Below are 14,050 nucleotides of genomic sequence, written 5' to 3'. Positions count from 1 at the left end.
ACCACCTAGGGCGATGAATGGCTGGCATACTGACTCATCAGGGCGTAGGTGTGCACGGGGCCACCGTGTACCACCTCGCCCGCCACCAGGATCCAGGCGTGGGCAGTAAAGGCTTGCTGCTCACCGCGTTTCACTCCGATACAGAGCTGATAGGGGATACCTTGGGCGGCCAACTGCTGGCTCATCACCAAGGATTGCTCCAGACACTTGGCGCGCCAGGGCACCCAGCCCGCCAGCCGTTGCACCTGTCGGCTCAACTGGTGGATCTCGCGCAGCTCAAGACGCGGCGAGAGAGGATACCCCTGTGGTAATTGCCCGAAGAGCTGCTGCACCGGCAGGCCTCGTACCTGCCAGCGGGCCCGAGCGAGCGCCAGCAGTAACTGCCAGGCTTCGCGACGCCTGAGCGGCGTGAGTCGGCGATAGGTACGAAATAGGCCGAATAGTGATTTCATCCGTGGCGGACCGCCTGTAAGTCCGTCCGGGCTATCCACCAGCGGCGAGCCAGCAAGGGCAGACGAAGTAGCGGGTAGCACCAGTGCCGGTGAGCAGGCAACTGCAGCTGCTCGATGTCGCAGGAGGCGTACATCAGCCGGTCCAACAAATTGCTCCAGCGCTCGCGGGGTCGGTAACGGGCGTTCAGCTGCCATTGGTAACGCTGCATACGCCACCGGTCCGAGAACAGGATCTTGCCCTTGAGCTCCGGATAGTCGTGGGCCAGCAGATAGCGACGGGCTTCATTGGCCATCCAGTGGGCTCTGGTGCTGCCCTGTTCCCGAAGAGTCTGCATGGCGACCGTCATCTGTTCTGGCCACAACCATTGGATTAAATGGAGTGCCTGCGCCAGGGCATCCTGCAGCCCCACCGTGTTCGCCAACGGCTGGCAGCTCTGCCACAGGTCAGGCTCGCGCTCGCTGATGGCCAGAATATCGCCCAACCATTTCAAGCGGAACCAGTGATGACGGCTGCCGTGGTGGATAAGATAGAGAAACTCCGCTTCATCGACCCGATTCATGGCAAATTGCTCCGGCCATAGTAGTTCGCGGCTGGGTGCCTGGGTTGGCTCGAAGCGCCAGTGCAGCTCCACCAGTATCTGATGCTGGGGGTGCAACAGGGTCAGATGCCAGTAATGACGGGCGATCAGACGGCGATTTTCGGCCAGAGGTTGAGGAGCATCTTGCAGCAAAAAACCTTGCTGTTGCAGCACATCGCAGGCTTGCCAGAGCTGGTTGACTGGCACCAGCAAGTCCAGATCCTTGCTATGGCGCACGGTGGCATCGCCGTAGAGCCGCTGACTCAAACCCGGTCCCTTCAGCACCCGCAGATCAAGCTGAGCCTGGGCAAAGGCCTGTTCCAGTCGTTGCTGCATAGCGGCCAGTTTCAGCAGGCTCAGCTTCTGCTGCCGGGCTCGGTGCTGCAGCGCTTGCCAGTGTGGCCCCAAAAAATGAGTGCCCCAGCGCTCGCCCAGGGCTTCTGCTGCCAGCCCCCAAAGCCGGTGATCCTGCAGATACCGCCAATTGGCATCCAGATCTTGGGGCTGGCCGGCCAGCTCGGCCAGCTGCCGGTCGCGAACCTCGACATCCAGCGGACGCCAGGCACAGAGTCGCGCCAGTTGCAGGGGGAAGGGCAGTGCTGCGTTGATGTCGGACATGGAAGTGGGCTCGTGAGGAGATCTGCGGCAGATGATAATCAATTGTTACAAATTTGACGATGTCCTCTAGTGCCAAATCCAGATGAACTGGTAAGCTACTTTCAGTTTCGGCTTGGCGTCGAAAAACCTGATATCTATACCCAAGGAGAGATTCATGCAGAATCAACAGGACATTCAAAACGTAAAAACGTGGCAGGCACCGCAACTGATGGAGTTGGGTGATATTGCTCAAAGCACTGAAAATGGTAGTGGTCCGGTAATTGATGGTATCACTAATTCCACAGGTATCAGCTGATTGGTTCATCCCCGGTCTAGTGTGCTGTTAACATAGAAAAAAACCACCTTCAGCCGAGGTGGTTTTTTTATTGCGCCTATAGACGCTGCAGAGGCGACTCATATTTATCTACGCGCATAATACCCGCGATACCACGCCACAAACTGCTTCAAGCCCAGCAGTAAATCCGTGCGCGGCTTAAAGCCTATGGCGGCTTCTAGAGCCGAGGTATCGGCGCTGGTTTCCAGCACATCTCCCGGTTGCATTGGCAGCAAATTCATCTGCGCTGTGACTCCCAGAGCCTGCTCCAACTGGCGGATAAATTCCGTCAACTGTACCGGTTGGCTATTGCCGATGTTATAGACCCGGTAGGGGGCGCTGCTCTCGGCCGGGGTGCCGGTTTCCACCGTCCAGTCGGGATTGCACTGCGGGATCACCTCGGTCAGCCGCACCACCGCCTCGGCGATATCGTCGATATAGGTGAAATCGCGGCGCATATCGCCATGGTTGTAGACGTCGATGGGGCGGCCTTCGAGGATCGCCTGGGTGAACTTGAACAGCGCCATATCCGGGCGGCCCCAGGGGCCGTAGACGGTGAAAAAGCGCAGCCCTGTGGTCGGCAGATCATACAGATGGGCGTAACTGTGGCTCATCAGCTCATTGGCTTTCTTGGTGGCCGCATACAGCGAGACCGGATGATCGACGCTATCGCTGGTGGCGAACGGCGTCTTGCGGTTCAGGCCGTACACAGAGCTTGAGGAGGCATAGAGCAGATGCCCCACGCCATTCTGACGGCAGCCTTCGAGCACATTGAGATGGCCCACCAGATTGGCATCGGCATAGGCGTGCGGGTTGTCGATGGAGTAGCGTACCCCGGCCTGAGCTCCCAGATGGATGACCCGCTCGAACCGCTCGCTAGCAAACAGCTCGGCCATCGCCGCCCGATCCGCTAGCTCCAGCTTGAGAAAGCGGAAATTGGACTGAGTTTCGATGCGGGCCAGCCGGGCTAACTTGAGATTGACGTCGTAATAGTCGTTCAGATTGTCGATGCCGACCACGTCGTGGCCCTGAGCCAGCAGGCGTTCGGCAACATGAAAGCCGATAAATCCGGCGGAACCGGTGATCAATATCTTCATCAGTGGTCTCGCTTATTGGTAGCCATGCTGGGGCAGATAACGGTAAGGGCTCAGTTCGGCGGTCGCTTGCTGGCAGGCCGGACGCAGAGCATCGATGCGATACAGAGTCCAGATCTCGCCATGACGCAAGCCCAGCGCTTGGCCCTTGGCCGGATCGAAACAGGGGTCCAGCATACTGGCCGGAGCTAGTAACCAGCGGTTCGGCGCTGCTTGTATCCAGTGGGCACTGGCCCGGATCTGGGCTTTGTTCTCAGCCTGATAGGACCAGTGCTGGATGGGGCGATCGGCAAACAGCAGGAACTGCTCGCGGAACTTGACGATCAACAGCTCATCCTGTGCCGGAACTCGGCTGCTGACCTCACTCATGATGCCGCGCGGGGTGCGGACGTCATTCATCAGCGGATAGGCCCACAGGCTGTAATGCAACCAGACCACGCTCAGAGTGCCGAATACGGCACTGAGCGGCGCCCGGCGCAATAGGGTATTGACCAGCAGGCTGCACAGCCCCACGGACAGGGCCAGCAGCCAGGGATTGCTGCCCAGTTCGGCGGTTTTGGCCGCCAGTTTGGGGCTGAGCAGCAGGGCGATTGCGACCACGAGGAACAAGCCACTGACCAGCCAACCCAGCCCCTGTAGCAAGCGACGCGGCCAGCGACGCGCCAGCAGCAGTGGCAGCCAGGGGGCGGCGAGCAACGCCAGTGCTGGAGTCCCCGGCGTGATGTAGACCCCGCGTTTGCCTGGGGAAAACGAGAAGAAGCAGAGCATCAGCACCAGATAGCCAACCAGCAGGATCACCGCCCGATTGCCCTGACGAAAGGCTTCCCGGCATTGCCAGATGATCCAGGGCAGCAACAGCGAGAGGGGCAACCAGAAGGCAGGGATCACCTCGGTCAGGTAGAACCAGAAGGGTTTGACGTGGTGCCAGGCATTGGCATACCGGGTCACGGTTTGCCGGAACAAGATGTTATTGCGATAAGCCTCGAAGGTGGCGTCATGACTGGCGGCGACGCTCAGCACCATGGGTACCAACCACAGGGCGATCGCCAGCCCCATAAACAGCGGACCCGCCAGGGCTTTGAGCCAGGCGCTGCGGGGAGCGGAGCGAATGCTGTGGCGATGGGTCCAGAGTGCCGGGATCAGCACCAGTGCCGCCAGAATACCAACCCCTTTGGTGATGATGCCTAAACCCGCCGCAAACCAGCCCAGGTAGTACCAGCGCCACTGCCCCCCGCATAGCAAGAAGCGCAGGAACCCATACAGCCCCAGCGTGATGCAGAAGGTGACCAGGGCATCGATCTGGGCCAACTTGGCCTGCACCGTGAACTGGACCGTAAACAGCAGCAGCAGCCCGGCGCGAAAGGCGGTACGCGGATCCCAGACCCGGCGGGCGATATCGAACACCAGCGCCAGAGTGCCCAGACCAGCAAGGAGGTTGGGTAGCAGGAAAGCCACCCGCATCGAACCGGTCAGCTGATAGAACAGGGCGATGGCCCACATAAACATCGGCGGTTTGTCGGGGTAGATTTCGCCGCCGCGAAATGGAAACAGCCATTGCCCGGATTCGACCATCTGTTTGGCGACTAGGGCAAAACGGGGTTCATCGGCGGGCCAAGGGTCGCGCAGTCCCATACCGGCACCGAGAATGATGAGGCCGAGTAACAGTAGTAACCAGAAGGCTTGTCGTTCGGAGTCGGGGCCGTGCAGGGTGTGCTGATCGGTCAACATAGCGGATCCTTGAAGCGTGGAAGGGGCCGGAAGTGCCGGATCAGGATCCGGCACGCAGGCGGTTAGTGACCCGCCAGATCCCGGTGCCAACCGCGGTGTTTGATATCCAGATAGAGACTATAGAGCGCGGTAAAGGCTGGAAACAGGTTCTGCAGCACACCGACCGAGTCCTGTTTGGCCGAGAACAGAAAGTAGCTCAGGGTCATCAGGCTACCGACCACACTCATATACCAGAACAGGCGCGGGATCACCGGTTTCCCGGCGCGTTTGGAGGCGACAAATTGCACCAACCAGCGGCCGCCAAACATCAGGGCGCCGGTATAGCCGATCAGTTTCCAGCCGGTGATATGGATCCCGGTCCAGAATAGCCAGGTGATGGGCATATCGAGCCAGTTCATGCTTGGTAGTCCCGAATTTGTACTACCTTGGCGCGCCGTTTCAGCCACCAGACACCCAGCACGTCCACCAGACCCACCCACAACCGGTTCCAGACACCGTAATTGGAGGTGCCGGCCATCCGCGGTCTGTGGTTGACCGGATGCACCTGCATGATGCCGCCTTGAGCCTGGATCAGGGTAGGAATATAGCGATGCATATGGTTGAACGACGGCAGACGCAGGTAGCGCTCGCGCAGCACAGCCTTCAGACCACAGCCGGTATCTGGAATGCCGTCGCGGAGCATACAGTCGCGGAAGCCATTGGCCACCTTGGAGGAAAGGCGTTTGACCCAGTCATCCCGGCGGTTCACCCGATGACCGATCACCCCCCAGACTTGGTCATTCTGCGCCCGAGCCGCCTGCACGGCATCCAGCATGCCGGGGATATCCGCCGGATCATTCTGGCCATCGGCATCCAGCACCACCAGCCATTCTCCCCGGGCCATCCAGGCACCGCTGATAATGGCCAGACTCTGACCCACACTCTGTTGGTGACGGATTAGCTTCAAGCGGTCGAACCCACTCGCGCGCAGGGCCTGCAGTTCATCCCAGGTGGTATCGGTGCTGCCATCATCGATATAGATGAGTTCATAGCTGAAACGATCTTCCATGGCAGCCTGAATTTCGGCGATCAAGGGGCGAATATTATCTGCTTCATTCTTGGCTGGGATAACGATAGAGACAGCAGGTGCTTGCTGGGACAGCAATTCACTCATGATGGAGTCCTTGCAGTTGACGATGGTCGACGGCGCACCGATGACCGGAGTATTCGGGTGGCTATTCTGCCCTAGCCGCTGGTCACTGTAAATTCTGGAACGAGGAGCGGTCGCCGCGATGAAAACCGGTTACACCGTATAACGAGGTATTTCCAGAGTAATGATATCGCGCACTGCGTAGCCTTGCAGATAATCAATCCGTTGCTGGCTCAGCGCATGAACCTGGGCTTCATTCTCGACTCGATAGGCGAGTAACGGGATATTGCGCAGCCTGGCTTCCTCCAGGCATTGGCTCCAGTGCGGGTGCTGGATCTCGGCCACATTCATGCGCAGCAGATCGAAGGGCAGGAATTGACTGTAGGGGTGCTCCAGATCGCCAATATCCAGCGCAAACTTGATGTTGGCGTCGTGCAGGCGACGCATGGCATTGCGCAGATGGGGCATATCCTGGGTCTGATCCAGCTCCAGTACATGCAGCCATAAGGCAGCTGGTTTCAGCTTTTCGGCCAGAGCTTGTAAGGCCAGTTGCAGATCGGCTTTTGGCAACGATTCGGCATACAGGTTCAATAACCAGCAGCCGGTATCCTGCTTGAAGTCGGTCAAGGCCGTGGCCATTTCGCAGACTTGCAGATCCAGCGCATGCCGTAGGTCCAGATGCTTGACGATCTTGAGTAGCGCCTGTGGGTCGGCATACTGCTTGAATCGCAGCAACAGTTCATGCCCGAACAACTCGCCTCCGCGATGCAAGATCGGTTGCGCGATGAAGTGCATCTCGGCGCAATTGAGGATGCCAGGTAGTCCTTGCAGCATGCCATCAGCCTCATAGTGAGCGGCGGTTGTTTTTAGTGTAATCCATTCTGCGGGGTTCGGGCTCTCTCGGGCCTGATTTGGGTTCCGCATTTCACTTGCTATAATGCCGCCGCTGAGTGACAGCCCGTCAGCTCACCCCTGTCATTGAGGAAGTCATGAGTCCGGAATACCAACAACGCTTTGGGGGCATAGCCCGCCTGTATGGCCAGCAGGCGCTGACCCAGTTTGCTGCCGCCCATGTCTGTGTGGTGGGGATCGGTGGCGTGGGCTCCTGGGCCGCCGAGGCATTGGCGCGTTCGGGTATCGGCCAGTTGACGCTGATCGATATGGATGACATCTGCATCACCAACACCAATCGCCAGATCCATGCGCTGCAACAGACGGTGGGGGAACTCAAAGTCGAGGTGATGGCCGAGCGCATTCGGGCGATCAATCCCGAGTGTCAGGTGCATGTGGTGGATGATTTTGTCACCGCCGACAACATGGACGCGCATATTCACAATGATTTTGACTATGTTATCGATGCCATCGACAGCCTCAAGGCCAAGGTTTCGCTGATAGCCTTCTGCAAGTATCGCAAGATCCCGATTATAGTCGCCGGCGGCGCGGGCGGGCAGATGGATCCGACCCAGATCCAGATCGCCGATTTGAGCAAGACCATCATGGATCCGCTGGCGGCCAAGGTGCGGGGCGAACTGCGGCGCCTGCACAACTTCAGCAAGAATCCACAACGCAAATTCGGCGTAGATTGCGTGTTTTCCACCGAACAGCTGCGCTATCCCGATGGTGCGGGCGGTGTCTGTCTCAGCAAGGCCCAGAGCGATGGCACCCTGAAGATGGATTGCGCCTCCGGCTTTGGTGCCACCACAGTCGTCACCGCCACCTTCGGCTTCACCGCTGTGTCGCGAGTGCTGAAGAAGATTGCCGAGCGCGGCGCCCGGGCGTTACAGACGCCGGGAGCAACAGTAAACCAATAGTTCCATCTGCAGTCAGGGTACCCCTGCTCCACTGCGCGCAGCCTTTATTGCAAATACTAATGTATGTGGGTCATGACATGGGCCTGCCAAACGAAATGGCTACCGCCCCTGACTTGCGGCTGTCACAGTGCCGATTTGAGCTCCAGGTCTGGCCGTCAACTCGGGCGGCCAGCTATTTTCTAATTTCTTGGCTATTTGCCAACATTCAGGGCTGCGAATCGTAACCAATGGTTTGAGCCGCTCTCCCAAGGAGCACATACCATGGGCTGTGCGGTTATCTCTCAGTCATCAGTTCGCTCGGCACGCCCTGAACAGATCCAGCTCCGGCTGATAGACGCTGGTCTGGATATCCAGAATACCGAGTACCGAGTGGAACAGGTTGTCATGGCTGACCGGCTGGTTGGCCGCTTGGCGCAAGCAGCTCAGATCCAGCTTGCTCTGGGCCGCGAAGCCGTTGGATATCCATTGCACCATGGGAATATGGGTCTGGGTCTCGGGGGCAAAGGCGTAGGGGGCGCCATGCAGGTAGAGGTTATTCTCACCCAATGACTCGCCATGGTCAGACATATACCACATGGCGGTGTTGTAATGACTTTGCTGCTGTTGCAGCAAGGTCACGACGCGAGCCAGAAAGTGGTCGGTATAGAGAATGGTGTTGTCATAGGCGTTGGTGATCGCCTCGCGACTACAATCCTGCAATTTATTGGTCTGGCAGACCGGGGTGAAACGGGCAAACTCATCCGGGTAGCGCAGATAATAGGCGGGGCCATGACTGCCCTTCTGGTGCAATACCAGCAACAGGTCGCCTTGATGCTTGGTCAATTGCTGATCGAGCCCTTCGAGCATCACCTCGTCAAAACACTCGCCATTGCGGCACCAGCGTGGATCCTTCTGGTTACTGACATCTTCCGACGGCACCCGGTTGCAGGTTCCCTTGCAGCCCGAATTATTATCCTTCCACAGCACCGGCACTCCGGCTCGCTGCACCACATCCAGCAGGCTTTCCTGGTGCTGGCTGGTTTTGTAGTCCTTGCGCGCCATCGGCGAGAACATACAAGGCACTGAAGTTGCTGTTGCGGTACCGCAGGAGCTGGCTTGTGGGAAATTGATCACATCCAGTTTGGCCAGTTGCGGCGTGGTCTGGCGCCCATAGCCATCCAGACCGAAGTTGGCGGCGCGAGCGGTTTCGCCGACCACAAGTACCAAAAGCGTGGGTTTGTCTCGGCCGGTACTCAGGCGCTTGGCATCCAGGCCAACGGCTTCCAGCTTCCCGGGTTTTTTGAACCAGTGGCGATGCACATAATCCCCGGTGCCATAGATAAAGTTGGCCGGTGTGAAGAAACGGCGGACCTCACCCTTGTTGCGAAAGAACGAGGCGTAATCCTGATAGAAGAACCAGGCATTTCCACCAATCACCGCCAGCGCCAGCGCCATGATGCCCAGTTTGCGACCCAGAGCCGCTTTCCAGCTGCCGTAGCGGATCTCGGTGCGCCACAGCAGAGCACTGGGCAAGGCTCCCAGCACCAGCAGATACGCGATGAGTTTCAGATTGACCAGCTCGAACGCTTCCGCCGGATTGGTTTCGAACACGTTTTGCAGCATGTCGCGGTCGATGGAAATGCCGTAACCGTTCATGAAGTAGGCGGCTGCGGCATGACCGAACAGGATCAGCGTCAGGAGTGGGCGGAACAGTCGGGGTATGGCGATGAGATTGAGCAGGAACAGCATCAGACCGAAGGTGATGCTAAACAGCGAGCCGATCAACAGCAGGTTATGGCCTTGCAATGGGGTGAAAAAGGCCAGGCACTGGCCCCAGAATTGCTGATTGCCGGAGAGGACAAAAAACAGCGCGGCGATCAGCGTCAGGCGAATGACGCCCAGAGAAAAATGGCTTTTCATGGTGAAATCATGACTCGGTCAGAAAAAAGAGTGGTTATTGCCCCTGCCGTGCGTGTGGGAGGGTGACAGCGCCTTAGTTGTAGATGATTTGCTGTCATTTAAAACATGATTGCCATCTTAACTTAAATAAACCTTAAGGAGAGCCAAGTCGGCGTTAATAAAGGGCTCATATGAGTTGATTTATTGCGATGTTGCTGGGCTGCGCGCATCTTCCGATGATGACACCAAGTTAACCGTTTAACTTTTGGCGTAATGGTCATCCATCATCGGCGTTATTATTCCGGACGAAGAGGCTTTCGATGTCATTCGAAAGCTGTGATTCGCCCCACAGTGTGGTAAAGGGCTGATTGTGTTCCTGGATGGCTTATCGTACATAGAGGCAGGTTAAATATTTAACCTTGTTTTTGGATAAGATAACCATCAGGAAGGAATCATGACAACACGCTTGCACATTCACTTTGCCAAGCCGGTTAATCGACTGGCGCTGGCCATCTCTTTGGCGTTGGCCCTCAGCGCTTGTGGTGACAACGCCTCCAGCTCGACACCGACACCTACTCCGGATCCAACCCCAGATCCTACACCGTCGACCTGTGTTGATAACCCCATGGGTGATACCGCCTTGTATCTGCGCGGTGGTATGAACAGCTGGAATGCGGCCGAAGAGTACAAATTCAATTATGTCTGCGACCATTTCGAGCTGGTGACCGAAACCGACGGCGATCAGTCGTTCAAGATCGCGGATGCCGGTTGGTCCGCGAACTCGGACTTTGGTGGTGCGAGCAGCAGCCAAGCGGTGGCCAATACCCCGCTGCCGCTGGCCCTGCAGGGCAGTAACCTCAGCTTCACTTTCTCCGGGGTGAACAAGCTGGTACTGGATCTCTCCAAGTCGGCCACTGAGCCGACACTGACCATCTATCAGTGTCCGGATAACCCGCTGGGGGAGACGGCCCTGTTCCTGCGCGGTGGCATGAATAGCTGGACGGCGGTTTCCGACTATCTGTTCACCTATAGTTGCGATGCCTTCTATCTGAACGTCAATGAAACCGGGGAATATGAATTCAAGCTGGCCGATTCCGGCTGGAGTGCGGCCAGCAGCTTCGGCGCTGCCGATGGCAGCGCGAATACACTGACCCACGGCACGCCGCTGGCCATCACCAGTGATGCGATCCTGGGGGCTAGTACTGGCAATCTGAAGTTCAATTTCACCGGTGCCCATACCGCCAAGTTGACCATGGATGCCGATGCCAGCAATCCGAAGCTGACCATCGGCGATCAGACTTTTGTTGGCTCTGGCAATGCCCAGGTGACGGATCCGATCGCGCTGAGCGTGAGCTTCGATTCCCGCAACAGCAACTTCAAGCAGCCCTTTGGTGCCGTGACAGAAGGCCAGACCATCGACTACGCCCTTACCGCACTGCCTGGCATCGACAGTGTCAATCTGGTGATTGATAACCGGACGCTGGAAGGTAATCAAGATGTGCTCAAGTACGACGAGCTGACCCGTGTGCCGTTGAGCAAAACCGTGGTGGATGGTTCCGAACGCTGGGGTGGCAGTTACACTTTCCCGACCAAGGGGGTGTATGGTTACTACTTCGAGTTTACGATCGGCGACCAAGTTTATGTGTATCAAAACAATAAGGAAACTGTCTACTGGACTTCCGAGAAGGGCTCTGCCGGACCGGGTCTGGTCGCGTTCAAGCCTAAGGACAGCAGCCAGATCCGCCGTTATCGCCAGACCGTTTACCTGAGCGATTTTGCGGTGCCGGAGTGGGCCAAGGATGCGGTCTACTACTACATCTTCCCGGAACGCTTCCGCAATGGCGATACCGCCAACGATCCGAAGCCGGGTGTCGACACCTATCTGGATCAGGCCGTCGAATTCCATAGCAACTGGAATGACAAGCCCTATGTGCCGGGTGGGAACGATGGCAACAGCAACGACGATGCGGTCTACAACAACGACTTCTTCGGCGGTGACCTGGCCGGCATCATCGAGAAGCTCGACTATCTGGTCGATCTCGGGGTCAACACCCTGTACATCAACCCGATCTTCGAGGCGCCTAGCAATCACAAGTACGACACCGCCGACTACATGCGGGTGGACGACAACTTCGGTGACAATGCGCTGTTCGCCAAGTTGACAGCCGAGGCCAAGGCGCGCGGCATTCGCGTGATCCTGGACACCTCGTTGAACCATACCGGCAGCGATTCTGCCTACTTTGACCGCTACGGCAAGTATCCGGGCGTGGGTGCCTTCGAAGGCGGCAAGCCACATCCGGAATCACCCTACTACAGCTGGTACAAATTCTTCACCGACTCTACCACGCCGGAAGGCATGTACCAGGGCTGGGTCGGCGTTTCGACGCTGCCTGAGCTGGTCGAATCGGAGAGCTGGAAGAACTTTGCCTACCGCAATGACGACTCGGTGACCAAATATTGGCTGGATCAGGGGCTTGCCGGCTGGCGAATGGACGTCGCGCCTTGGGTCAGCGATGAGTTTTGGCGTGAATGGCGCACGGCGGTCAAGAGCAAGGATCCTGATGCGCTGACCGTGGCGGAAACCTGGTTTGATGCTTCCAAGTTCTTCCTGGGCGACGAGTTTGATTCGACCATGAACTACATCTTCCGCAATGCCGTGCTGGACTATGCGGCCGGTGGTAATACGGCCGAGCTGTATCACAACCTGGAGCTGATGCGGGAAAACTATCCGCCACAAGCCTTCTATGCGCTGATGAACCTGTTGTCGACCCACGATGCGGCGCGGGCTTTGTACAAGTTCGGCTATACCTCCGACACCACGGATGCGGCTGTGATTGCACAGGCCAAACAGCGGGTCAAGCTGGCGGCTCTGTTCCAGATGAGCTATCCCGGCGCTCCGGCCATCTTCTATGGCGATGAAGTAGGTGTGACCGGCGGGGAAGATCCCTTCAACCGTGGCACCTACCCGTGGGCCGACGTCGGTGGCAAGCCGGATACCGATCTGCTGGCAGCCTATAAGAGCCTGATCAAGATGCGCAAGGACTACCCGATTCTGCGTCAGGGCAGTCTGAGTGCTCCGCTATATAGCGATGCCAACGTGGTGGTGCTACTGCGGGAGCTGAATGGCCAGAAGGCGTTGGTGATGCTGAACAACGGCACCACAGAAAAAGCGCTGAGCTTGGCATTGCCTGCCACCTTGGCGGGCAGCTACCAGGACGTGCTGACCAGCAGCGGCTTTACGGTTGCGGAGGATGGTTCGCTGTCCCTGACCGTTCCGGCGCTGTATGGCCGGGTACTGATCAGTCAGTAATGGTTTTCTTGTTGTGTGGAGTCTTGCCCCGGCCATGTGCCGGGGCTTTTTTATAGCGCATTGTTGGGTATCGGCAAGGGTGGCTTGTTATGACAGGAATTAACGGGGCGTGGTTGGGGATGGACCTGTGGTGTCGCCGGGGATCAGGCTGACCGGCGCTAGTTCTGAGCCGTGGCCCTGAAGCAGGCGAACCACCTGATAACCGCGGCCGTAAACATCCTGCCCGACGGTGGTCAGGCGTTGGGGCAGATAGTTGAGGACATGCAGATTGTCGATACCGAGCAGCGAGACGTGCTCGGGGATGCAGTAGTCGGTTTGAAGCAGCAGCTTGAAGCAGCCGATAGCCAGAATATCGGCCATTGCCAGGATCGCTGTGGCGCCCTGCTGCAGTTGGGCCAGCAGTTGCGGCTCAATCTGAGTGACACCGGCCAGAGTGACATCAGTTTCGATGAGCCAGTCACTATCCAGACTCAGGCCATGGCGACTCAAGGCCCGGCGCACCCCGTTGAGACGTTCGCGATGGACGGAGGAGGCGCTGAGGGTACCAAACAGCAGGACTAGACGGCGGTGGCCGAGACTCAGCAGATGTTCGGCCGCCAGCTCACCGAGCAGAGCATCGTCAATGCTGTAGTCATGAAAACGGGACATCGGATGCTGGCTGAAATAATCGCGGTCATCGATCAGGGCAACGGGCGCATCCAAGGCTTCTAATGCTTGCAACACCCCATCATCGTGTTTTCCCAAGACCAATACGCCACTCGGTGTCGGGCCGTTGAGCAGATGGCGAATATCCTCGGGGCGTTCGATGCGCTGGAGGGAGGGCTGCAACTTGGCATCGAAGGCAGCATGTTCTATTCCGGCCAGTAGCTCGTTGAAGAAGGGGTAATCCATTAAGATGCCACGCAGATCCGGCGCCCATTTGTGTCCAGGCAACAGGATCAGCAGGGTATGAGAGATGCCGCGCAGCTGACGGGCGCCCGGATGCAGTCGGTAACCGAGTTGCTCGGCAACCAACAATACCCGGTCTCGGGTTGCGCTGGAGACCTTACCCGGCTTGTTGTTCAGCACATAGGAGGCGGTGGCAATGGATACCCCGGCCTCTCGTGCCACGTCCCGGATTGTCAGCTTGCTCATGGTGG

Annotated in this window: 12 protein-coding genes; 3 read left to right on the top strand and 9 right to left on the bottom strand. The window is 57.9% G+C overall.

What is annotated here, in order from left to right; translation table 11 throughout:
• Window positions 1-5: 5 nt before the first annotated feature.
• Complete coding sequence (locus ACZYUB_RS10725) at window positions 6-452, bottom strand: lasso peptide biosynthesis B2 protein (protein ID WP_463947777.1); 447 nt, start codon at window positions 450-452, stop codon at window positions 6-8.
• Window positions 449-1,648 carry a nucleotidyltransferase family protein gene (locus ACZYUB_RS10720; protein WP_463947775.1) on the bottom strand — a complete coding sequence of 400 codons (1,200 nt, stop codon included), beginning with the start codon at window positions 1,646-1,648 and terminating at the stop codon, window positions 449-451. The genes ACZYUB_RS10725 and ACZYUB_RS10720 overlap by 4 nt, the downstream gene beginning before the upstream one ends.
• Window positions 1,649-1,802: 154 nt before the next feature.
• Between ACZYUB_RS10720 and ACZYUB_RS10715 the strand changes: the two genes are divergently transcribed.
• Window positions 1,803-1,943, top strand: coding sequence for a hypothetical protein (locus tag ACZYUB_RS10715; protein WP_463947774.1), 141 nt, complete (start codon window positions 1,803-1,805; stop codon window positions 1,941-1,943).
• Window positions 1,944-2,047: 104 nt separating this feature from the next.
• Here the strand turns inward: ACZYUB_RS10715 and ACZYUB_RS10710 are convergent, their stop codons facing one another.
• The 5 genes from ACZYUB_RS10710 to ACZYUB_RS10690 all read right to left on the bottom strand — a co-directional run bounded on the left by ACZYUB_RS10710 (window position 2,048) and on the right by ACZYUB_RS10690 (window position 6,746).
• The gene (locus ACZYUB_RS10710) at window positions 2,048-3,058 is read right to left on the bottom strand and encodes an NAD-dependent epimerase (RefSeq protein WP_463947773.1); all 1,011 of its coding nucleotides are present in this window, start codon (window positions 3,056-3,058) and stop codon (window positions 2,048-2,050) included.
• 12 nt (window positions 3,059-3,070) lie between these two features.
• The gene (locus tag ACZYUB_RS10705) at window positions 3,071-4,783 is read right to left on the bottom strand and encodes an ArnT family glycosyltransferase (RefSeq protein WP_463947771.1); all 1,713 of its coding nucleotides are present in this window, start codon (window positions 4,781-4,783) and stop codon (window positions 3,071-3,073) included.
• A gap of 62 nt (window positions 4,784-4,845) precedes the next feature.
• Window positions 4,846-5,181, bottom strand: a complete 336-nt coding sequence (locus ACZYUB_RS10700) for a lipid-A-disaccharide synthase N-terminal domain-containing protein (RefSeq protein ID WP_460881659.1) — start codon at window positions 5,179-5,181, stop codon at window positions 4,846-4,848.
• Window positions 5,178-5,936, bottom strand: coding sequence for a glycosyltransferase family 2 protein (locus tag ACZYUB_RS10695; RefSeq protein ID WP_463947769.1), 759 nt, complete (start codon window positions 5,934-5,936; stop codon window positions 5,178-5,180). The genes ACZYUB_RS10700 and ACZYUB_RS10695 overlap by 4 nt, the downstream gene beginning before the upstream one ends.
• A 129-nt stretch (window positions 5,937-6,065) precedes the next feature.
• Window positions 6,066-6,746 (bottom strand): EAL domain-containing protein, encoded by a 681-nt coding sequence (locus ACZYUB_RS10690; protein WP_463947768.1) that lies wholly within the window; start codon window positions 6,744-6,746, stop codon window positions 6,066-6,068.
• Window positions 6,747-6,901: 155 nt separating this feature from the next.
• Here ACZYUB_RS10690 and tcdA point away from each other — a divergent pair, with 155 nt between their 5' ends.
• The gene (gene tcdA, locus ACZYUB_RS10685; protein WP_463947766.1) at window positions 6,902-7,723 is read left to right on the top strand and encodes a tRNA cyclic N6-threonylcarbamoyladenosine(37) synthase TcdA; all 822 of its coding nucleotides are present in this window, start codon (window positions 6,902-6,904) and stop codon (window positions 7,721-7,723) included.
• A 288-nt stretch (window positions 7,724-8,011) separates the two neighbouring features.
• Here the strand turns inward: tcdA and ACZYUB_RS10680 are convergent, their stop codons facing one another.
• Window positions 8,012-9,622: a phosphoethanolamine transferase gene (locus tag ACZYUB_RS10680; RefSeq protein WP_463947765.1), complete on the bottom strand. Its 1,611-nt coding sequence runs from the start codon at window positions 9,620-9,622 to the stop codon at window positions 8,012-8,014.
• A 433-nt stretch (window positions 9,623-10,055) separates the two neighbouring features.
• Here ACZYUB_RS10680 and ACZYUB_RS10675 point away from each other — a divergent pair, with 433 nt between their 5' ends.
• On the top strand, window positions 10,056-12,911 hold the full coding sequence (locus tag ACZYUB_RS10675; protein WP_463947763.1) for an alpha-amylase family glycosyl hydrolase: 2,856 nt from the start codon (window positions 10,056-10,058) through the stop codon (window positions 12,909-12,911).
• Between the two features lie 99 nt (window positions 12,912-13,010).
• Here ACZYUB_RS10675 and ACZYUB_RS10670 read toward each other — a convergent pair whose 3' ends face one another.
• Window positions 13,011-14,045 (bottom strand): LacI family DNA-binding transcriptional regulator, encoded by a 1,035-nt coding sequence (locus ACZYUB_RS10670; protein WP_463947761.1) that lies wholly within the window; start codon window positions 14,043-14,045, stop codon window positions 13,011-13,013.
• Window positions 14,046-14,050: the final 5 nt, after the last annotated feature.

The sequence above is a fragment of the Pseudaeromonas sp. HNCC25DJ182 genome (assembly GCF_055413365.1).
This window is presented reverse-complemented; position numbering and strand designations above follow the sequence as displayed.